This is a genomic window from Nocardia macrotermitis (assembly GCF_009604405.1).
GTDB lineage: Bacteria > Actinomycetota > Actinomycetes > Mycobacteriales > Mycobacteriaceae > Nocardia > Nocardia macrotermitis.
Genome location: NZ_WEGK01000004.1, coordinates 14,119 through 34,417, shown reverse-complemented (window position 1 = coordinate 34,417; position 20,299 = coordinate 14,119). Strand labels below are relative to the sequence as shown.

Below are 20,299 nucleotides of genomic sequence, written 5' to 3'. Positions count from 1 at the left end.
CACGCAGGCCCCCGCTCATGCTCCGAATGGGCACAGCATGAGCGGTCAGGGCCGGAGGCGGCAGCGGAGCGTCACCACGCAGGCCCCCGCTCATGCTCCGAATGGGCACAGCATGAGCGGTCAGGGCCGGAGGCGGCACACTCTCGAGGGCACGGCGTGAGCGACCGGATCGCACCGGCGATCCGGATCGAGCCGATGGACCGATCCGCGATCGACCGCTGCGTGGAACTCGAACAGCTGCTGTTCCCCGAGGACGATCCCTGGCCGGATGTGGCCTTCGAATCCGAACTGGCCGCCGCGCACAACCGCTACCTGGTCGCGCGCGACGAGTACGGCCACCTGGTCGGCTATGCCGGGATCGCGCTGCTGGGTCCGCTGGAACATCCGGAGGCCGAGATCCACACCATCGGCGTCGATCCGGACAGCCATCGCGGCGGTATCGGCACCACGCTGCTGCGCGCGCTGCTGGCCGAGGCGGGTAAGCGCGGCGGGCCGGTCTTCCTCGAGGTCCGCACCGACAACGTTCCGGCGATCGCGCTGTACGAGAAGCACGGCTTCCACATCATCGGCCTGCGCAAGAACTACTACCAGCCCAGCGGCGCGGACGCGTTCACCATGCGCCGCCCCGCGACCGAGGGTTTTGCCGATCCGAACGGGGTACGCACGTGAATCGCGCCGTCCCGCCGGACTCCGGTATCCACTCGGTCTGTGAAATGTACTGTCGCACAATGGATGTGCGTATCGACAGGGGTGTGCGGGCATGATCGTGATGGGCGTGGAGAGCTCCTGTGACGAGACCGGCGTCGGCATCGTGCGCTGGCACGACGACGGCACCTGCGAACTGCTGGCCGACGAGGTCGCCTCGAGTGTGGAACAGCACGCGCGGTTCGGCGGCGTCGTGCCCGAGATCGCCTCGCGCGCACATCTGGAGGCGATCGTCCCGGCCATGCGGCGCGCGCTCGCGGCCGCCGGGATCGCCCGGCCCGACGCGATCGCGGTGACGATCGGTCCCGGCCTGGCCGGTGCCCTGCTGGTCGGCGTCGCGGCCGCGAAAGCCTATGCGGCGGCGTGGGACATCCCGCTGTACGCGCTGAACCATCTCGGCGGGCACGTCGCGGTGGACACCCTCGAACACGGTCCGATGCCGCCGTGCGTGGCGCTGCTGGTCTCGGGCGGGCACACGCATCTGCTGCACGTCACCGAACTGGCCGAGCCGATCACCGAACTCGGCAGCACCGTCGACGACGCCGCCGGTGAGGCGTTCGACAAGGTGGCCCGGCTGCTGGATCTGGGTTTCCCGGGCGGCCCGGCGCTGGATGCCGCTGCGGCACACGGTGATCCGCGGTCCATCGCCTTCCCGCGCGGCATGACCGGCCCCCGCGACGCGCCCTACGACTTCTCCTTCTCCGGCGTGAAGACCGCCGTGGCCCGCTACGTCGAGGCGGCGCAGCGCGAGGGCCGCGAACTGCCCATCCCGGACATCGCCGCCTCGTTCCAGGAGTCCGTCGCGGATGTGTTGACCCGCAAGGCGATTCGCGCCGCCCGGGACGTCGGCGTGGACACCCTCGTGCTCGGCGGCGGCGCGACCGCCAACTCCCGGATCCGCTCGATGGCCCAGGAGCGTTGCGCCACAGCCGGTCTCACCCTCCGCGTCCCCAAACCCCGCCTCTGCACCGACAACGGCGTCATGATCGCCACCCTCGGTGCCCACGTCATCGCGGGCGGCGCGAAACCTTCCCCCCTCACCGTCGCCACCGACCCGGGCCTCCCGGTCTCCACCACCCAATTGCCCTGACCCACACCGGAATCGACGCCATCGGTAGCGCCGACCGCGCTGCCGTGCACGTACTCTGGTGTTTGCTGATCGCGGTGGACCGGTCTCGATCAGCCAGCTATCGCGAGGTTCGAACTGCGGCCGAAACCACCTCTGCGAGAGCGTTGATCAATGTGATTTGCTCGGACCGAGCTACCGCGACTGTCTTCGGCCCGCTGCATCCTGGCGTAGCAGCTCACTCGGGAAACGAACGAGCCGACCTGTCGCGGGTCGGCTCGTTCGGCGGAGGCTACCGGGGTAGTTCCGGGCTGACGTTTGCAGCCCCGAACTACCTTCCGGCTCAGTGCTTTTCGGTGCCGTCGGCGTTGAGGATCAGCTGAGTGGCCTTGGCGGAGGTGAAGTCGAACATGCTGGACAGGTCGCCCGCGGTGGCTTCCGCGGTGTCGTTGCCCAGGAGCGGCAGGGACCAGTTGGATTCGATGAACTTCACGATCGAGGTCTCGTCGGTCAGGGTGTGGTCGACGTGGTTGACCTTCGAGTAGGGGGAGATCGCCAGCAGCGGCAGGCGCGGGCCGGCGCCGCAGCGACCCTGGTGACCGCCGAGCGCGGGCTTGCTCGCGCAGGGGCCGTACACGTCCGACTCACTGGTGGAACCGTTGATCACCGGACCAGCGACGTGGTCGTACCAGCCGTCGGAGTCGTCGTAGGCGATGAAGATCGCGGTGGACTTCCAATCCGGCGACTGCTGGATCGCGTTGATCCGGTCGACCAGGAAGTGCTGCTCATCGATCGGATCCGAGTAACCGGCGTGGCCGTCCTGATACTCGGACGCCTTCACATAGCTCACCGCGGGCAGCTTGCCCGCCTTGGCGGCCTGATCGAACCACTCCAGCCCGTACTGGTGATTGGCCGGACCAGCGTGCCCGACCTCGTCCAGCGAGGCGGGCGCGGTGTGACTCGGATTCGAGGTCGACTTGTAGTACTGGAACGGCTCGTGGTGCGGGCTGTAGTCCACCACCTGCTGACCACCGAGGTTCGCGTGCTTGGCGCCGCACACCGCCTTGCCGTCGGCGTTCTTACCGGTCGGGGTGAACCCGCCCTGGAACCAGCCCCAGCTGATGTTCTTCTCGTTCAGCGAGTCACCGATGTTCTTGCCGGTCATGGACATCAGATTGTCGGTGGTGGTGTGGCTCTTGTTCGAGCAGTCGTCGTAGACGGGATCGGCGTCACCGATATCGGAGCCGACGGCCTGCTCGTTCGGCGCGGCGACCACCTCCGGATCCTGCACCGGCTTACCGGTTTTCGCGTCGACGGCCTGCGCGCCGTAGGTCTGCGCGGCGGTCACCTCGAGCGCGCCCGGCGTGGACGGGCCGAAGGTGGTGTTGAAGGAGTTGTCGCTCAGCGCGTAGTGCTGGGCGTAGTTCCACATCGCGGTGACGGTGTTGCCGTCGTAGTAGTCCATCACGATCCCGTTGGGACCGTAGGCGGCCGGGCATTCGTCCTTCTGCGTCTTCTGGACGAACTGATCCATCTTGCCGTTGTTGTACGCCTCCTGCTCGGCCTTGTACGAGTGGTCCTGATCGCAGGTCATGGCCTGCGCCGGGCCCAAGCGCTGCGGCTGGAACAGATTCGGGTTGTGCGTCAACAGATCCGGGGTCAGCCCGTTCACCGCCGGGGTGCCCGGGGCCGCGGTGAACTGCACGCCGTCGGTGTTGGCGGCGTTCGGATATGTGCCGAAGTAGTGGTCGAACGAGATGTTCTCGTCGTAGAGGACCACGATGTGCTTGATCGGCGTGGTGGTCGTCGCGGACTGGTCGGTCGCCGTGGTGCTCGTCGAGGACGAGCAGGCGGCCGCGAGCAGTCCGGCCGTCGCGGCGGCGGCGGCGATCGTCGTGCGTCGCTTGTACTTTCCACCGCGGCCCTGCGCCGGTGCGCGCCACTGGGAGCCTGTACTCACGTATCCTCCTGGGTCGATCCCGATTCGCCGCTCATTGCGAAGTCACACGATAGTCACGAGCGGAGATTTCTCAGGGGTGAACACAGGGCGACATGCGTTTGTCGGATGGAAGATCCGCCTCATGTCAGCAGCGCCCGCGCGTAGAAGTCCGCCGCGTCGCGCACCCCCGGTAGTACGAAGAAATATCCGCCGCCGAACGGTGAGATGTAGTCGACCAGCGGTTCGTCCAGCAATCGCCGCTGCACGACCTCGAACTGCGCGTGCGGATCTCGTTGATAGCACTGGAAGATCAGGCCCTGATCGAGATTTCCGGCGTCGTCGTTGCCGCGGTCGTAATTGAAACTGCGGCGCAGGATCTGACTGCCCGCGGAGTCCGGGGTGCGCGGATTGGCCAGGCGGATATGGGCATTGAGCGGGATGACCAGTCCGGTGGGATCGTCGCTGTAGTCCGGCAGATCGCTCTCGTGATTTCCGCTCAGCGGCGCGCCGGTATCGCGCACCCGGCCGAACATGTTCTCCTGCTCGGTGATCGCGACCCGGTCCCAGAATTCCACGAGCATCCGGATCAGCCGGATCACCTGATAGGTGCCTCCGGCCGCCCACGCGGGTTCCCCGGTCCCGGCCCACACCAGACGTCCGAAATCGACGCTGCCCGGATTGGCGATACCGTCCTTGAAGCCGAACAGATTTCGCGGCGTCCCGCTCGGTCGGGGCGGGCTCACGAACCCGTTCATCCGCCAGCGCGGCTGCATCGCGCCCCGGGTCGCGCGGGTGATGTCGCGCAACGCGTGCACGCAGACGTCGGCGTCGGCCGCGGTGAGTTGCAGGCTCAGATCGCCGTGGCACCAGGCCGGACGTAGGTTGTCGTTGGGGAACATCGGCATCGCCGTCAGCCCGGCGGGCCGCTTCCCGGACAGCCCGTACCGCTCGTCGAACAGGCTCGCGCCGACGCCGACGGTGATCACCGGCCCGTTTTCCGGCAGGTCCGGACCGAGCACACCGTTGTCGGCGGGCGGTGCGGTGATACCGACCGCGGCCGGCGGCCCACCGGCGGCGAGCAGGCGGGCGCGTTCGGTGAGGATGCGGAACAGGTCGGTCAGCTCGGCCGGATTCTCGGCGATCACATCGAACGACGCCGTGATGCCCTGCGCGCCGTCCGGGGGCGGATCGGCGACCCCGGCCTGGTGGATCCCGTGGAACGGCGGCACCGCCCGCGCGGCGGGAATCGTGTGCAGTGCGGCGGGGGCGACCGCCGAGGCCGTGGTCACCGCGCCGCCGACGCCCGCGGCCATCGCGCCACGCAGGAAGGAACGTCGATTCGACGACGGATTCGCGGTCACTGGAACGTCTTTCGGGGTTTGCAGATGGTCGCGATCGGGGCGAGGTATTCCAGCAGCTGGCTCAGGGTGCCGTTGAGCTGCTCGCGATCCGGCCGGCTCAGCGCGGACACCGCGGTCCAGGCGCCGCTGGCCGGATTACCCGCCGTCGCGCCGAGATGATGGGTTTCGAGCTGGGTTTCGAAACGGTTCAGCCACGTGGTCACCCGCGGCAGCTGCTGGTAACGGGTGCGCAGCACCGGATCCAGCACGGTGAGCAACTCCCGGGTGCCCGCGATATTGGCCACGGCCGTGGCCAGCGAGCTGCCGCTGCCGTAGTCCGCGTCGCCGGTCATCTCGAATTGCAGGGTGTTCTCCAGGATTTCGTGCGTGCGCAGGCCCAGATCCAGCAGCGGGACCTGGATGTTCGGGAAATCCGCGACCAGTCCGTGCACATCGGTGGCCAGTTGACCGGTGGGTCCGGCCAGCGCCGCGAGCGATTCGCCGTGCCACAGGCCGTATTCCACCCGATGGAAGCCGGTGAAGTCCGGATCGGCGACGCCGCCGGGCAGACCGTCGGTGCGGCCGTCGAGTTTGCCGTCGTAATCGCCGAACGCGTCGTAGGCCGCGCCGAGCCGTTCGTAATCCAGATGCGCGGTCAACCAAGCGGTTCGGGCGGTGGCGAGATCACCCCCGGCGACGGTGTCGCGCAGGATGTCGGTGTCCGCGGCCAGCCGGGTCAGCCCCGCCGCGACGTAGTCCACGTACTGCTTGTCCGGCCCGTACAGATCCTCGGGGGTGACCGGCGGGATCGACGAGGCCGCGGCCGGTCCGGCGAGCGTGACGCTGGGCCCGGTGCTCATCGCGTTGCTCGAACCCGCTGTGGCGCAACGGAATGCGAAGGTGCCGCCGCCGATGTCGACGCGCATGTCGCGGGTGGTGTTCGGCCCGATGTCGGGCACCTCCGCGGCGATCGCGCCGGTGTGCACGTCGACGAGGTCGACGGTCGCGGGATTGGAACCGGTATTGCGGAAGTACAGGGTCTGCTGACCGGTGTGCGGATCGGTCCACCCCGCACCGCAGGCGTTCGCGGACACGTCGATGATCTGCTGAGTCGGTGTCGCGGGTCCGCCGTGCCCACAGGCGCTCGCCACCGCCGCGGTACTCGTCACGACGACGGCCACGACGATCCGGCGAACTGTTCCCATGCGCATGACCGCGCCAGCATACGGCAGGTGAACCCCGCCGAACCCGGACCGCACTCTCTGTACAGGGACTATTCACGCCGATGTCGCAATCGGACGATCACGACATCGAAAGACGCTCGGCCGGTGGAACTTCGGACGCTATTCGGCGGGGTGGAGGGTGGCTCGCGCGGCCGAACCGGTGTCGGCGCGCGGCAGGTGCGGGCCGCGACTCGGCGTCGGGGCGGTGCTGGTCGGGGTGGATGTGCCGTTCGAGGTGGGCGTGGTGCCGGGGACACTGCTCGGCACGGTGGGCTGGGGTGTGGTGGTGCCCAGCAGCGGGCCGAACAGGTGCGGCAGATCCGGCAGCGGGATGGACGGCAGGCCCGGATCCGGGCGCAGCGGCACGCCGGTGGTCGCCGGGGTGGCGCTCGGCGCGCTGCTGGACTGGCTGCTGGTGTCCGCTGTGGACGGAATCGTGGTGGCGGCGGTGTGCCGGCCGGGCACGGTCTGATCGGCCGGGGTGTTCGAGGTGGTCGGGGCCGTCGTCGTCGACGGTGCGGTGGTGGTACTGGGGAGATCTGCGGTGTGACTCGTACCGGCCGGGGTGACGTCGTTGTTGTCGGCGGTGGGGACGAGTTCCTTGACGCCGTAACCGACCACCAGACCCAGCACCACGACCACGCCCGCGAGGGTGCCGACGAGTTTGGTGAAGGTGCCGGGCTTCGCGTCGGAGCCGAGGCTGATCACCGGGAACGCCGACGGCTGCGCCGAATCGGCAACCAGCGCAGCGCCTTTCGCGGTCGCGGCCTCGGGCTCGGGCACGCTCAGGACGACCAGATCGAGCAGGTCGCCGAGGTCGTTGACCACGGCGGCCAGATTGGCGCAGCCGCCGATGACGGTGACCGCCCGCGGATATTTCGGCGCGCGATCGAACACCGCGGCCGCGAAGACCGCCGCCTCGTGCAGCAGATCCGCGGTCAACTCCTCGAAATCGGCGCGAGTGAGTTTGAGCGGCTGACCCGCCACGTGGTCGATGGTGACCGCCGGGGCGATGGACAGATGCTCCTTGGCCGCGCGGGCGCGGTTGAGCAGCATGGTGCGGTTGGGCCGGGTGCCGCGCCGCCGGAAGTGACAGTCGAGCAGGTGGTGGTAGATCAGCTCGTCCATCGCGCTGCCGCTGACGGCGTCGGTGCGCTCGCTGTGCAGCACCACGTCGTCGGCGACGTCGGCCACCGAGACCGTCATCCCGGTGGAGCCGAGATCGATCAGGCCGACCGTCTCGTACCTGTCCAGCAGGCCGGTGTGGCGCAGATAGGTGAGTGCGGCGGTGCTTTCCAGGATCAGTTGCACATCGCGGCGCTGACGGCCGATGGCGGAGCGGATCGCCACGGCCTGTTCGCGATCGCGGTAGGCGACCGCGATGGCGCCGGGGGTGGGAAACGGTTCGCCGGGGGTCACCGCCGGTCCGGCGGCGTGCGCACCGCGCGGGTACACGAATTCGCGGGGCATCTGGGTGGTCATCAACTCGATCGAGGAGGCCACCAGATCGCCGAGATCCGAATGCGCGACGTCGGCGGAGACGATGCGGTAGTCGAATTCCTGAGCGCCGTTGGGTGCGGTGGCGACGAGCGCCGAACACACCACTTCGTTCCCGGCGGAGATGCCGAGGGATGTTCGCATGTTCACCTCCCTTCGAGCGGATGGTCATCGTGTCGCCGACCATCGGGTGCGGGCGGCACGGGCATCCGCGTGGGTGGCGGATGGCCCGAGCCGATCGGGCCGGGCCCGTGGTCGGTGTGGGCGTGGGTCCGGTGTGCGCCAAGGGCTCGCGCGGGGTGAAGCACTGGGTACAACGCTCGACGGATCGCGTGACGATGTGGAACCATCCGAGGTGTACCTCCCGACGGCACGGGGCCGCTTGGCGGTACGACATCTTGTTGGCACGGCAACATCACGGAGCCGTCGTCCATAGTGTCACATTCCGTTATCCGAACGTTACAGATTTCTCGGATCAATTGCTACCGTGTTGACGATGTGACTCGAGTTACCTGTGAGGTCCCGGGTCATCGGGGGTTTCCGCCGAAAAGTCGTCGGCGTGTCGCGCAACGTGTCGCGATACGGCGGGTTGCGGGCGGCGGTACGGGGTCGCCGAAGAATCAGCACTACCCAACCTTGAGCGCTGGCACTCTGCTGTATAGAGTGCTAGGTGGCACCGCTGGAAGTTGCTCAGCTGCCAGCACGACCACTGCACTGGGGTCCCGGCACCCGCGACGACGGGGCTACGGGCAGGGTCGGCACACGACCGAAACCGTGCGTCCGGGGAACAGCCCCGGACGAGTAGAAATCCCCGAAAGTGGAGGGCTCAACGTGGCGAGCGTGAACATCAAGCCGCTCGAGGACAAGATCCTCGTCCAGGCCGGCGAGGCCGAGACGACGACCGCCTCCGGCCTGGTCATCCCCGACACGGCGAAGGAGAAGCCCCAGGAGGGCACCGTCATCGCCGTGGGTCCCGGTCGGGTCACCGACACCGGCGACCGCATCCCGGTGGATGTGAAGGAAGGCGACACCGTCATCTACAGCAAGTACGGCGGCACCGAGATCAAGTACGACGGCTCGGAGTACCTGATCCTGTCGGCGCGCGACGTGCTGGCTGTCGTCAACAAGTGACCCAGCCGTAGTCGAACGCTGCCCCGGCACCCCGAGACGGGGTGCCGGGGCAGCGTTCGTTACGCCCCCTTCCGCGGCGCTCCCGGTCCCGCGACGCCTGTGCGCGCAGGACCCGTCGAGCGCCGACGATCAGACACTGAAGGAATTCCGAAACATGGCAAAGCAGATCGAGTTCGACGAGAAGGCTCGTCGGGCAATGGAACGCGGTGTCGACAAGCTCGCCGACGCCGTCAAGGTCACGCTCGGCCCGCGCGGTCGGCACGTGGTGCTGGCCAAGGCGTTCGGCGGCCCGGCCGTCACCAACGACGGTGTCACCATCGCGCGTGACATCGACCTCGAGGACCCCTTCGAGAACCTGGGCGCGCAGCTGGTCAAGAGCGTCGCCACCAAGACCAACGACGTCGCCGGCGACGGCACCACCACCGCCACCGTGCTGGCGCAGGCGCTGATCAAGGGCGGCCTGAAGAACATCGCCGCCGGCGCCAACCCGATCGCCCTGGGCTCGGGCATGAGCAAGGCCGCCGACGTGGTCTCCGAGGCGCTGCTGGCGGCTGCCAAGCCGGTCTCCGGCGAGAAGGCCATCGCGCAGGTCGCCACCGTCTCCTCGCGGGACGAGGAGATCGGCGAGATGGTCGGCAAGGCGCTGACCACGGTCGGCAAGGACGGCGTGGTCACCGTGGAGGAGTCCTCCCTGGTGAGCACCGACCTCGAGATCACCGAGGGCGTGCAGTTCGACAAGGGTTACCTGTCGGCGTACTTCGTCACCGATCTGGACAAGCAGGAGGCGGTCCTCGAGGACGCCGTCGTACTGCTGCACCGCGAGAAGATCAGCTCGCTGCCGGATCTGCTGCCGCTGCTGGAGAAGATCGCCGAGGGCGGCAAGCCCGTGCTGATCATCGCCGAGGACGTCGAGGGCGAGGCGCTGTCCACCCTGGTCGTCAACGCGATCCGCAAGACCCTCAAGGTCGTCGCGGTCAAGGCCCCGTTCTTCGGTGACCGTCGCAAGGCGTTCCTGGACGACCTGGCCGTCGTCACCGGCGCGACCGTGGTCAACCCGGACCTGGGCATCACCCTGCGCGAGGCGGGCCTCGAGGTGCTGGGTTCGGCGCGTCGGGTCGTCGTCACCAAGGACGAGACCACCATCGTCGACGGTGCGGGCACCCAGGAGGCCATCGACGGCCGGGTCGCGCAGCTGCGCGCCGAGATCGAGGCCACCGACTCCGACTGGGACCGCGAGAAGCTCGAGGAGCGCCTGGCCAAGCTGTCCGGCGGCGTCGCGGTGATCAAGGTCGGCGCGGCCACCGAGACCGCGCTCAAGGAGCGCAAGTACCGGGTCGAGGACGCGGTCAGCGCGGCCAAGGCCGCGGTCGAGGAGGGCATCGTCCCCGGCGGCGGCACCGCGCTGGTGCAGGCGAGCACCGAGCTCGCCGACCTGCGCGCCTCGCTGACCGGTGACGCGGCCATCGGCGTCGAGGTCGTCCGCAAGGCGCTCGAGGCCCCGCTGTACTGGATCGCCAGCAACGCGGGCGTCGACGGTGCGGTCGTGGTCAGCAAGGTCACCGAGGGCAAGGACGGCTTCAACGCCGCCACCCTGGTCTACGGCGACCTGGTCGCCGACGGCGTCGTCGACCCGGTCAAGGTGACCCGCTCCGCGGTCCTCAACGCCGTCTCCGTGGCGCGCATGGTGCTCACCACCGAAAGCGCCGTCGTCGACAAGCCCGCCGACGACGAGGCCGACGACCACCACGGCCACGCCCACTGAGCCTTTGGCCTCCGCTCCGCTACGGCGTGTTCGCGGCCCCCAAGGCTCGCCGTTCGGCCCTCGAGACTCGGGCTTCGCCCATGCGCTTCGAGGGCCGAACGGCGAGCCGGCCGCGAACGGTCGCTCGAAGGCTCGCTCCGTGCGGGGCCGGGAGAGCACACGCGTCACGCAATAGCGGGTGACGGCTTCGGCTATCGAGCAGTCCGCTCATGTCTTCGGATGTGGGCGGGCTGTTTTCGTATCCGGTTGAACTTCGGCAAATTGTATTTGAAACGCAAGTATTCAGAATTGTGGGCCGTTTCCGATCATTCATGAATGTGAACGGCCCGTGGACTTATCCGGAATACGGGGAATCGCGGCCGCGGATTCGGTTGGCGCGCGGCGGGACACCGATCGTCAGGCGGTGGGGGAGCCCGGATGCACCGCATTGCGCGGTGTGCGGGCCGCTGGGGAACTTTCGGACTCTGCCGCGGCGATCATGTCCAGGACGCGATCGCGCAGCGAGGCGGGCGGTGGGGTTGCCGACGCCGAGGCGAACAGGGTGAGAGCTTGTCGGTTCAGCTGCACTTCCGTGTCGAAGTCCGCGCGCAGCGCCGGGTCGTCGGCTTCGGCGATCTCCCGCACCGCGCGCTGGTCCTCGTCGCCGATCGACCCGAGCGCGACCATGTGCGCGAGATCGATCTGGCTTTCGTTCATCTCACGTCACTCCCAAATTCTTCTTCAGTCTGGTCAGACCGTCGCGAATGCGAGATTTGACCGTCGGTAACCCTACGCCGAGTTGCGCGGCCACCTCCGCGTACGTGCGTCCGCCGAAGTAGGCCAGCGAAATCGCTTCCCGCTGTGTCGGAGTCAGCGTCTCCAGGCCCGCGCGCACGGCCTGCTGCTCCAGCCGCCGCCCGACCTCCTCGGTGACCTCGTCGAACTCGTTACCGAGAGTGCTTGCGCCGTAGGCGACTTCGCGTAGCGCGTGGGCCTGTTCGGCACGCACCCGGTCGACGGCGCGGCGATGTGCCAGCGTCATCAGCCAGGTGACCGCGGAACCCTTGGCCGGGTCGAAATTGGCTGCGGTACGCCAGATCTGGAGATAGACCTCCTGCGTGGTCTCCTCCGCGTAACCCGGATCGTGTAGAACGCGCAGCACCAGGCCGAATACGCGTGCACAGGTTCGGTCGTACAGTTCGGCGAAGGCCCGCTGGTCGGCCAGCCCACACCGTTCGAGCAGTGCCGCCAGTTCGAGTCCTTCGGCTGCGCGCGCCGTTACCGCAGAGTTCACGCTGGGGGGGTTCGCCCGCCCGTCCCGAAACGCTTGGTGGAACGAGTCGTCCTCTGCGGCCGACGGCCGCGTTGTCACAACGCTCCATTCTGTGTCATCGGCCACTACCGTAGCCTGCCGCTATGACCTCCTCCGCGCTGGGGTATCGGCAGAACCGACTGCGGCTCAGCGGTTTTCGGACATCGCTCGGCACGCGGAGAATTTTTCTCGAGACACGCCGCGGACACGCCGAGAACATCTGTGGAACGCCGTCTTCGCGCACAGTGGATCAACGTCGAACTCGCTCTGGTGGATTCGGTCTGCTGCGTGGTTGCGCATACCGTTTCCGCTGAATCGGGCGGCGCTGGCCGAATATCTCGGGCGGCAACGCTGCTGATCGCTGCACCGCAGGTCTCACGGCGGTAGCCGAATATTCCGGGTGCTTGTCCGTGCTGCTCACTGGCCGTCAACTCGAGTGGCCGGGTATTTGCTAGGCATTCGGCGCACCCGCGTCCACGGATGGGGAGAAATTTTCGCCGGACCTCGGTGACGCGGCCGAGGGCGCGACGGTACGACGTGCGGGCGGCTCAGACCGCGACGCGACGGCGGTTGCGGCGGGCGTGCATCTCGCGTTCGGTCTCGGACAGACCGCCCCAGATGCCGTAGGGCTCGCTGACCTTCAGCGCGTGGCTGCGGCACTGCATGAGCACCGGGCAGTTCCGGCAGATCTCCTTGGCACGCAGCTCACGCTGGGTGCGGGCACGGCCGCGTTCGCCATCGGGATGGAAGAACACCGAGGAGTCCACACCGCGGCACGAGCCGCGCATCTGCCAATCCCAGACATCGGCGTTAGGCCCAGGGAGGTGAGTGGGCATGGGCATGCTGAACTCCTTATGGTGCGAGCTCGTCGGCGTTGTCGAGCGGTGCGGTAGCAACGGTCTGTCCGGCCCGTGGCGCGGCCGGATGGGACCTCGCCGAGATCGGGCTCGGACCGTGTCGCCGGGGGTCCGGCGATCGCAGTTCGCGGCACTCACATTTTCGTGAGGCGCCGACGACGGCGATGTCGTACGTTAGGACGGACAAACAAATCGAGTCAATAGTTTCCACATTGGGGATTTCAAATCGAGGGAATCGCAGATTTAACCTCTGCGCTGTTTACTTTTCAGCTCCCTGTCGAGATACTGATCTGTTCGGTGGTTCGGGGTGGTGGATGCGCAATCATGTGAGCGCTCACAAAACTGCAGGTAAACACTAGTTTCCTGATGGAAATGCTGGGTTTCGGCAACCTCTCCGCACCCTCTGTGCGTTCTGTGTGATGTGACCGAGATCATGGTTTGAACTGCCTGGTTGCCGGTTTCGATACCCGTTCGGATGGCCGTTTCGGGGCGCGCAGGTTAATTACCCGAAAAGCATGCGAACTTTCGAGGCGCGTGCTAGGTGATTGCGCGAGGTAGTTTTACGAGATCGAAACACCCGCGAGGCTTTCCGCATGCCGGATGGTTGCCGGGAGTTCGGCAAATGTACCGGAACAGGTCTGTCGATAGGGTGCTGCGATGCACGAGTTCAGTCCCGAACCCAGTTCCGAATCCCGGCTGCGGCACGCGTTATTCGCCGCGGCGGCCTTCGGCGCCGACCCGCGCGCGGCGACCGCGGAATTGCCGACGGCCGCCGACGGCGCCGAATCGTGGCTGCGCGCGGTCGCGCTGGGCGGCCAGGGTCGCTACGCCGCCGCGCGCGCCGAACTCCGCCGCACCCGCCTGCTGGCCGCCGATTCGACACTGCTGACCAGCAATTCGGTAGTGCGCTCGCTCGCGGACAGCGCCGAGGCGTCGCTGCTGCGGCAACTCGGCTGGCATGCCCGGGCGGCCGTACTGGACGGCCGGGCGCTGGCCGGTGCGTGGCGCGCGGCAGCCGGAAGCGGCCCCGATGATCGCGTGATCGACACCGACGTGATCTCCGTCACTTACACGGATTCGGTGTGTGATGCGCTGACCGGACTTGCCGCCGATGCGCTCGGCACCGCCCGGCCGACGCTCGCCGCCCGGCTGCTGGAACGTTGCCGACGGTCGTTGGACGCCTCCGGAGGCTGGCGGACCACGCTGCGCTGGCACTGGGTCAGCGCCGAGACCGCCCTCGCCGCACCCGGATCGGGCCTGCTCGAGCGATCCGCGCTCGAGCAGGCCGCCGCGGCCGTGGCGATCGCCGAGCGCCACGCCTCGACGCGACATTCGGTCAAGTCCCGTCTACTCCTGGCCGCCGCGGCCGCCGCGAACGGTGATCTCGATCGCTCCGCCGAACTCGCGGCGACCGTCGCGCGGCAGTGCGACGAACACGGTCTGCTGCCGCTGCGATGGGCGAGCGCGATGCTGCGCGGTGGCGTCGAAACCGGTTCCGCCGCAACACGCGCGGCGGCCGAAGCGGCAGAGTGCGCCGCGGAACTGGCCGTGCGCGGCGGTCGATTGCGTTCGGCCACCGGGGTTCTCGGCGGTCCGTAGATTCACCGTGTTGCCGAGCCACGACTGGGGAACGGCTATTGTTGGTTTCGTTCCGCCGACCGGCGGAAGCACAGGTCAAACACAGGCCGTGCCACTTGTAACGCCAGGAATATCTCTGACGATGACGCACACGGGCGAGGAGTTGGACACCGCCGTCGCTGCCGCAGCGCAGGGCGACCGTTCGGCTCTGGCCCAGGTATTGGAGATCGTACGTCCGTTGGTGGTTCGCTACTGCCGGGCGCGAATCGGTTCCGCGGAACGCGGACAGCTTTCCGCGGATGACGTTGCGCAGGAGGTGTGCCTGGCCGTGATGACCGCCCTGCCGCGTTATCAGGATCAGGGTCGGCCCTTCATGGCCTTCGTCTACGGAATCGCTTCGCACAAGGTCGCCGACGCCCATCGCAACGCCGCCCGTAACAAGTCGGACGCGATGGCCGAAGTACCAGATGTCATATCCACCGACCAGGGGCCTGAACAGCGAGCTCTCGAATCCGAGGCCGGACGGCAGATGAACACTCTGCTGGCCACGCTTCCGGAGAAGCACCGGGAGATCCTGATCCTGCGCTTGGTGATGGGTTTGTCAGCGGAAGAAACCGCGACCGCCGTGGGCAGTACGGCGGGGGCGGTGCGAGTGGCTCAGCACCGGGCGCTCGCGAAACTGAAGTCACAAGTGGCGAGGGCAGGTGAAATGTATGGCTAGGGATGGCGAGCGCGGTCGGGGCGACTGGAAGGCGCGGCTTGGATCGCAGAACAGCGGTCCCTACGCCGAGGATTCCGGTGATGCCGGACCGGTGGACATCGTCGCGGTGCGCCGCGACGATGCGCTGATCGACGCGATCGCGGGCGAGGGAACCGTTTCGACGGACAGCGACGAGGAGTATCAACTCGCGACGCTGCTGGCGAGCTGGCGCTCGGAGATCGTCGACGAGCCGCTACCGGCCGGACCGGACCTGGACGACATCGTCGCGGCTGTCAATCAGGAAATCGGTGCTCGGCAGGTAAGGACCAAGGCCACCTCGCGAGGTCGGCTGCGACTCGTGCGCCCCCTCATGGGCGCGGCGGCCGCGATCGCGCTGATCGCCGGTGGGATGACGGCGTTCTCCTACAACGCCGAACCCGGCGATCCGCTGTGGAAGGTCAAGGAGGTCGTGTTCACCCAGCAGGCCCAGACCACCATCGCGCAGAACGCGCAGGGGGATATGGCCAAGGCCGCCGATCTGATCAGCCAGGGGCATCCCGATCAGGCCAAGCCGCTGTTGGCGAGCGCGCAGGCCAGCGCCGGTCAGATCAATGATTCGAACCGCAAGAAGAGCCTGACCGAGCAGTGGAACCAGGTCTGGACGGCATTGGACGCGAAGGATCCGTCGATCGCGGCCTCGCTGTTGCCCAGCGGTGTGACATTGCCTTCGTTGCCGAATTCGCCCGTGGCGCCCCCGACGCTTCCGTCCTGGCCCAGCGGCGGACATCCGGGCAGCGGCACGAGCACCACGCGGGATCCGCGCGCCGTGCAGAACACGCCGGGTAAGCCGACCACCCCGCAGCCGCCGGTCACCACGTTCCCGGGCGGTGCGACGTTGCCGACCACCCTGCCGGGGATCCCGCCGACCACCCATCCGAATCCGCCGACGACGGTCGTTCCGCCGACCACCCGGCCCGGCGGACAGCCGACCACCGTGGTCCCCACGGTCGTGCCGACCAGCATTCTGGTCGTCCCGACCATGGGGACGGGTCCCACCCAGAATCCGGTCCCGACGAAGAATCCGATTCCCACCCAGAATCCGATTCCGACGCAGCACCCGATTCCGACGGTGCATCCACAGCCTGTCGTGCCGACGGTCCACATGCCGTCGGGCGGCGGGCTGCTGCCGGGTGGCGGGATCAACTAGTACGACGAGGCGTTACTCACGACGACCGGACGGCCTTGGGGCGTCCGGTTTTTCAATGCGTCGGGCCGGTTCTGCGTGGTGTTCGGGAAGCGCGGTGTTCGGGAAGCACCGGTCGGTTGTGGGCAGCGCGCCGGTCTGTCGCGATGGCTCGGCAATGGGCGAGTACGTGATGCTCGGCAATGCGTACATGCGGCAGGTAGGTGCGGTGTGCTCGGCGCAGCGTAATTTCCGGCGCAACGTGGGGTCCACGCTCCCGGTTCGGGATTGCATGCCTCGCGGCCTCGGATTGCATGCGAGGTCCGGACACGGCACGGGATCAGGTGCCGGAACCCGATCGGACGATCAGGCGTCGAACCCGTCGAATCCGTCACCGTGCAACGCCTCGTTCATCGAGGCGTCGGCGTACCCGCGGCAGTAGTCCCACGTGACGTAGGCCTCCGGGGTCGGATCGTAGGCGGGCTCGTGCGGGCGCACCGTACCGTCCACCAACAGCTGGAGTAGGTTGGCGCGCAACATGTCCCAATCGTGATAGTGATCCTGCCGACAGTCCTCGCAGCTGACCACGAGCCCGCGGATACCGCGGTGCGCCAGCAGCGCCTCGTAGACAGCGAGGTCGGCGAGATCCTCTTCGACCGCTAGCCGTTCGTGGGGATCCAGCGGCTCCCCAGGCTCGATGGCATCCAGCGCGGCCGACGGGTCGGAGGGATCTCCGGCGAACGGGTCCGGCGGCAGGCCAGGTGGTAGATGGTCACGCACATTCCCACGGTACGCAGAACCACCCCCTCCGCGCCAGCGCTGCGCATATTTTGACGCGCCTGTCGCAGCGATCAGCAAACCCCGTACACCACCGGACGCGCAACTCGAAGGCGGTGGCCGCCGGGTCGTCGGCGGTGTGACGGAGCCGCCGCGAACGCGCACACGCACGGCCGATACCATGGACGCCAGGTGCCGGGAAAGAGTTTTTCGGCTCCGTATCCGTCAGTAGAAATTCGCGAGCCCGGGCCTGTTCCGGGCTCACAGCGTTCGAAGTCCAGGAGGGGTCGATCCGATGAGTAGTCCCGTGATGGGCGAACGCGCCGTCCGCCCTCGTACGGGTGGCGACGATCCGAACAAGATCGCCATGCTCGGCCTCACATTCGACGATGTGCTGCTGTTGCCCGCCGCTTCGGATCTGATCCCCAGCTCGGTGCAGACGTCGAGCCGGTTGAGCCGCGACATCACGTTGCGCACGCCGCTGGTGAGTTCGGCGATGGACACCGTCACCGAGGCCCGCATGGCGATCGCCATGGCGCGTGCGGGCGGCATGGGCGTGCTGCACCGCAACCTCGCGACCGCCGATCAGGCCTCGCAGGTGGAGACGGTGAAGCGTTCGGAGGCGGGCATGGTCACCGATCCGGTCACCTGCCGCCCGAACGACACCCTCGCCGAGGTCGACGCGATGTGCGCGCGGTTCCGCATCTCCGGTCTGCCGGTGGTGGACGAGACCGGTGAGCTGGTGGGCATCATCACCAACCGCGACATGCGTTTCGAGGTCGATCAGAACCGCCGCGTCGCCGAGGTGATGACCAGGTCGCCGCTGATCACCGCGCAGGAGGGCGTCACCGCCGAGGCCGCGCTGGGCCTGCTGCGCCGGCACAAGGTGGAGAAGCTGCCGATCGTGGACGGCGAGGGCCGGTTGCGCGGGCTGATCACCGTCAAGGATTTCGTCAAGACCGACCAGTACCCGAACGCGACCAAGGACCGCGACGGGCGGCTGCTGGTCGGCGCGGCCGTGGGCGTCGGCGAGGACTCCTGGTCCCGCGCGATGACCCTCGCCGACGCCGGGGTCGACGTGCTGGTGGTGGACACCGCGCACGGCCACCAGGTGCAGGTGCTGGAGATGGTCACCAAGGTCAAGACCGAGGTCGGCGACCGGATTCAGGTCGTCGGCGGTAACGTCGCCACCCGCGAGGGCGCCGCGGCGCTGATCGCGGCCGGTGTGGACGCGGTGAAGGTGGGCGTGGGCCCCGGCTCGATCTGCACCACCCGCGTGGTCGCCGGTGTCGGCGCGCCGCAGATCACCGCGATCCTGGAGGCCGTCGCGGTGTGCAAGCCCGCCGGTGTTCCGGTGATCGCCGACGGCGGCATCCAGTTCTCCGGCGATATCGCCAAGGCCATCGCGGCCGGCGCCTCGACGGTGATGCTCGGTTCGCTGCTGGCCGGTACCGCCGAATCGCCGGGCGAGCTGATCCTGGTGGGCGGCAAGCAGTTCAAGAGCTACCGCGGCATGGGTTCGCTGGGCGCGATGCAGGGACGCGGCCAGGCCAAGTCGTATTCGAAGGACCGCTACTTCCAGGACGACGTGCTCGCCGAGGACAAGCTGGTGCCCGAGGGCATCGAGGGCCGGGTGCCGTTCCGCGGTCCGGTCAATCAGGTGATCCACCAGTTGGTCGGTGGTCTGCGGGCGGCGATGGGGTACACCGGTTCGCAGTCGATCACCGATCTGCAGGAGAAGCAGTTCGTGCAGATCACCGCGGCCGGGCTCAAGGAGAGTCACCCGCACGACATCACGATGACCGTCGAGGCGCCCAACTACACGGGCCGCGGCTGACCCCCGGTAACCGGGGGTGACCGGACCCGGGTGAGAGTGGTTAGGCTTTTGCCCGGTGGCCGTCGCGGACGATGGGGCGTGCACGGATACGGCTCGTCCGGGCCGTGACGTGTGCGGCGACGGAGTTACCCGAGGACTCCGTCGCCCGGCGAGCCTCCCGGCTCCGCAGATCCGCGATGCCCGAGTCGGCGCAGCACACACACTGCGCAGGAACTAAGGAGTTACTTACATGCGCGACATGGTCGAGATCGGCATGGGCCGGACCGCCCGGCGGACCTACGAACTGGACGATGTCGACATCGTTCCCTCCCGGCGCACCCGCTCGTCCAAGCAGGTGTCGCTGTCCTGGCAGCTCGACGCCTACCGGTTCGACATCCCGCTGGTGACGCATCCGACCGACGCGCTGGTCTCGCCGGAGTTCGCGATCGAACTAGGTCGTCTCGGCGGGCTCGGCGTGATCAACGGCGAGGGGCTGTGGGCCCGGCACGCGGATGTGGCGTCCTGCGTCGAACGTCTGGTGGAGGTGGCCGAGAAGGAGGGCACCGAGGCCGCGGTCGCGCTGCTGCAATCGCTGCACGCCGCGCCGATGCAGCCGGATCTGCTGGCCTCGGCGGTCGCGCAGGTGCGGGCCGCGGGGGTGACGGTGGCGGTGCGGGTGAGCCCGCAGAATGCCCGTGCGCTGACGCCCGCGCTGGTGCAGGCCGGGATCGATCTGCTGGTCGTGCACGGCACCATCATCTCCGCCGAGCACGTCGGCGACGGGGAGCCGCTGAACCTCAAGACCTTCATCGCGGAGCTGGACGTTCCGGTGGTGGCGGGCGGGGTGAGCGATCACCGCACCGCTCTGCATCTGATGCGTACCGGCGCGGCCGGGGTGATCGTCGGGTACGGCTCGACCGCGGGCGCGACCACCACCGGTGAGGTGCTGGGTGTCGGGGTGCCGATGGCCACCGCGATCGCCGACGCCGCCGCGGCCCGCCGGGATTACCTGGACGAGACCGGCGGCCGGTATGTGCACGTCATCGCGGATGGTGACATCGTGTCGTCCGGGCAGCTGGCCAAGGCCATCGCCTGCGGTGCGGACGCGGCCATGCTCGGGGTTCCGCTGGCGTTGGCGCAGGAGTCGCCCGCGCGCGGCTGGTACTGGCCCGCTGCGGCCGCGCATCCGTCAGTGCCGCGCGGCGCGCTGCTGAAGTTCGCCGACGAGGACGACCGCCCGACCTTGCAGCAGCTGCTCTACGGGCCGTCCAGCGATCCGTGGGGTTCGATGAATCTCGTTGGCGGCCTTCGCCGTTCGATGGCCAAGGCCGGGTATCGCGAGCTGAAGGAATTCCAGAAGGTGGGGCTGAGCGTCCGCGCCTGACCGGGCCGCCGCACCGGGTTCGCGGATCTCCCACCGGGTTTCGGATGTCA

The 20,299-nt window shown here is 68.0% G+C and carries 17 protein-coding genes; 9 read left to right on the top strand and 8 right to left on the bottom strand.

Features of this window, described 5'->3' with window-relative positions; genetic code table 11:
• Positions 1–195 precede the first annotated feature (195 nt).
• A complete protein-coding gene (rimI, locus tag NRB20_RS10340) occupies positions 196–669 on the top strand; it encodes a ribosomal protein S18-alanine N-acetyltransferase (protein ID WP_153410257.1) in 474 nt (157 codons plus the stop codon).
• 91 nt (positions 670–760) lie between these two features.
• Positions 761–1,795 (top strand): tRNA (adenosine(37)-N6)-threonylcarbamoyltransferase complex transferase subunit TsaD, encoded by a 1,035-nt coding sequence (gene tsaD, locus NRB20_RS10335; RefSeq protein WP_153409890.1) that lies wholly within the window; start codon positions 761–763, stop codon positions 1,793–1,795.
• A gap of 319 nt (positions 1,796–2,114) precedes the next feature.
• Here tsaD and NRB20_RS10330 read toward each other — a convergent pair whose 3' ends face one another.
• The 4 genes from NRB20_RS10330 to NRB20_RS10315 form a co-directional block, all read right to left on the bottom strand.
• On the bottom strand, positions 2,115–3,731 hold the full coding sequence (locus tag NRB20_RS10330) for a phospholipase C (protein ID WP_319944716.1): 1,617 nt from the start codon (positions 3,729–3,731) through the stop codon (positions 2,115–2,117).
• Between the two features lie 119 nt (positions 3,732–3,850).
• Positions 3,851–5,023: a Dyp-type peroxidase gene (locus NRB20_RS10325; RefSeq protein WP_153410255.1), complete on the bottom strand. Its 1,173-nt coding sequence runs from the start codon at positions 5,021–5,023 to the stop codon at positions 3,851–3,853.
• A gap of 44 nt (positions 5,024–5,067) precedes the next feature.
• Complete coding sequence (locus NRB20_RS10320; RefSeq protein WP_227833404.1) at positions 5,068–6,255, bottom strand: EfeM/EfeO family lipoprotein; 1,188 nt, start codon at positions 6,253–6,255, stop codon at positions 5,068–5,070.
• A 138-nt stretch (positions 6,256–6,393) separates the two neighbouring features.
• Complete coding sequence (locus tag NRB20_RS10315) at positions 6,394–7,914, bottom strand: Hsp70 family protein (protein WP_153409888.1); 1,521 nt, start codon at positions 7,912–7,914, stop codon at positions 6,394–6,396.
• Between the two features lie 687 nt (positions 7,915–8,601).
• On the opposite strand from NRB20_RS10315, the gene groES reads away from it, so the two are divergent.
• Together groES and groL are read left to right on the top strand one after the other, a co-directional pair.
• On the top strand, positions 8,602–8,901 hold the full coding sequence (groES, locus tag NRB20_RS10310) for a co-chaperone GroES (RefSeq protein ID WP_319944715.1): 300 nt from the start codon (positions 8,602–8,604) through the stop codon (positions 8,899–8,901).
• Between the two features lie 154 nt (positions 8,902–9,055).
• Positions 9,056–10,663 (top strand): chaperonin GroEL, encoded by a 1,608-nt coding sequence (gene groL, locus NRB20_RS10305; RefSeq protein WP_153409887.1) that lies wholly within the window; start codon positions 9,056–9,058, stop codon positions 10,661–10,663.
• Between the two features lie 396 nt (positions 10,664–11,059).
• On the opposite strand, the gene NRB20_RS10300 is transcribed toward groL, so the two are convergent.
• From NRB20_RS10300 to NRB20_RS10290, 3 genes are all read right to left on the bottom strand, one after another.
• Positions 11,060–11,359, bottom strand: a complete 300-nt coding sequence (locus NRB20_RS10300; RefSeq protein ID WP_153409886.1) for an RskA family anti-sigma factor — start codon at positions 11,357–11,359, stop codon at positions 11,060–11,062.
• 1 nt (position 11,360) lies between these two features.
• Positions 11,361–11,936 carry a sigma-70 family RNA polymerase sigma factor gene (locus NRB20_RS10295; RefSeq protein ID WP_319944714.1) on the bottom strand — a complete coding sequence of 192 codons (576 nt, stop codon included), beginning with the start codon at positions 11,934–11,936 and terminating at the stop codon, positions 11,361–11,363.
• 566 nt (positions 11,937–12,502) lie between these two features.
• Entirely contained in the window at positions 12,503–12,796 is a 294-nt protein-coding gene (locus tag NRB20_RS10290; RefSeq protein WP_040819224.1) for a WhiB family transcriptional regulator, read from the bottom strand.
• Between the two features lie 672 nt (positions 12,797–13,468).
• Here NRB20_RS10290 and NRB20_RS10285 point away from each other — a divergent pair.
• The 3 genes from NRB20_RS10285 to NRB20_RS37990 all read left to right on the top strand — a co-directional run bounded on the left by NRB20_RS10285 (position 13,469) and on the right by NRB20_RS37990 (position 16,296).
• A complete protein-coding gene (locus tag NRB20_RS10285; protein ID WP_194289792.1) occupies positions 13,469–14,410 on the top strand; it encodes a hypothetical protein in 942 nt (313 codons plus the stop codon).
• A gap of 121 nt (positions 14,411–14,531) precedes the next feature.
• Positions 14,532–15,110, top strand: a complete 579-nt coding sequence (locus NRB20_RS10280) for a sigma-70 family RNA polymerase sigma factor (RefSeq protein WP_040819228.1) — start codon at positions 14,532–14,534, stop codon at positions 15,108–15,110.
• Positions 15,103–16,296 (top strand): anti-sigma-D factor RsdA, encoded by a 1,194-nt coding sequence (locus tag NRB20_RS37990; RefSeq protein WP_227833403.1) that lies wholly within the window; start codon positions 15,103–15,105, stop codon positions 16,294–16,296. Before NRB20_RS10280 ends, NRB20_RS37990 begins: the two co-directional genes overlap by 8 nt.
• A gap of 342 nt (positions 16,297–16,638) precedes the next feature.
• Here the strand turns inward: NRB20_RS37990 and NRB20_RS10270 are convergent, their stop codons facing one another.
• Entirely contained in the window at positions 16,639–17,052 is a 414-nt protein-coding gene (locus NRB20_RS10270; RefSeq protein WP_019932909.1) for a DUF5319 domain-containing protein, read from the bottom strand.
• A gap of 292 nt (positions 17,053–17,344) precedes the next feature.
• On the opposite strand from NRB20_RS10270, the gene guaB reads away from it, so the two are divergent.
• Both guaB and NRB20_RS10260 read left to right on the top strand, forming a co-directional pair.
• Entirely contained in the window at positions 17,345–18,886 is a 1,542-nt protein-coding gene (gene guaB / locus NRB20_RS10265) for an IMP dehydrogenase (protein ID WP_227833402.1), read from the top strand.
• Positions 18,887–19,115: 229 nt separating this feature from the next.
• Positions 19,116–20,249 (top strand): GuaB3 family IMP dehydrogenase-related protein, encoded by a 1,134-nt coding sequence (locus NRB20_RS10260; RefSeq protein ID WP_153409885.1) that lies wholly within the window; start codon positions 19,116–19,118, stop codon positions 20,247–20,249.
• The last annotated feature ends 50 nt before the right edge of the window (positions 20,250–20,299 follow it).

Bases quoted from the DNA above. Each gene is read 5' to 3' on its own strand.
- tsaD (WP_153409890.1), top strand. From the start codon at position 761: ATGATCGTGATGGGCGTGGAGAGCTCCTGTGACGAGACCGGCGTCGGC.
- NRB20_RS10325 (WP_153410255.1), bottom strand. From the start codon at position 5,023: ATGGCCGCGGGCGTCGGCGGCGCGGTGACCACGGCCTCGGCGGTCGCC.
- NRB20_RS10260 (WP_153409885.1), top strand. From the start codon at position 19,116: ATGCGCGACATGGTCGAGATCGGCATGGGCCGGACCGCCCGGCGGACC.
- guaB (WP_227833402.1), top strand. From the start codon at position 17,345: ATGAGTAGTCCCGTGATGGGCGAACGCGCCGTCCGCCCTCGTACGGGT.
- NRB20_RS10320 (WP_227833404.1), bottom strand. From the start codon at position 6,255: ATGGGAACAGTTCGCCGGATCGTCGTGGCCGTCGTCGTGACGAGTACC.
- NRB20_RS10315 (WP_153409888.1), bottom strand. From the start codon at position 7,914: ATGCGAACATCCCTCGGCATCTCCGCCGGGAACGAAGTGGTGTGTTCG.
- NRB20_RS10280 (WP_040819228.1), top strand. From the start codon at position 14,532: ATGACGCACACGGGCGAGGAGTTGGACACCGCCGTCGCTGCCGCAGCG.
- NRB20_RS10300 (WP_153409886.1), bottom strand. From the start codon at position 11,359: ATGAACGAAAGCCAGATCGATCTCGCGCACATGGTCGCGCTCGGGTCG.
- rimI (WP_153410257.1), top strand. From the start codon at position 196: ATGGACCGATCCGCGATCGACCGCTGCGTGGAACTCGAACAGCTGCTG.
- NRB20_RS10285 (WP_194289792.1), top strand. From the start codon at position 13,469: ATGCACGAGTTCAGTCCCGAACCCAGTTCCGAATCCCGGCTGCGGCAC.
- groL (WP_153409887.1), top strand. From the start codon at position 9,056: ATGGCAAAGCAGATCGAGTTCGACGAGAAGGCTCGTCGGGCAATGGAA.
- NRB20_RS37990 (WP_227833403.1), top strand. From the start codon at position 15,103: ATGGCTAGGGATGGCGAGCGCGGTCGGGGCGACTGGAAGGCGCGGCTT.
- NRB20_RS10290 (WP_040819224.1), bottom strand. From the start codon at position 12,796: ATGCCCATGCCCACTCACCTCCCTGGGCCTAACGCCGATGTCTGGGAT.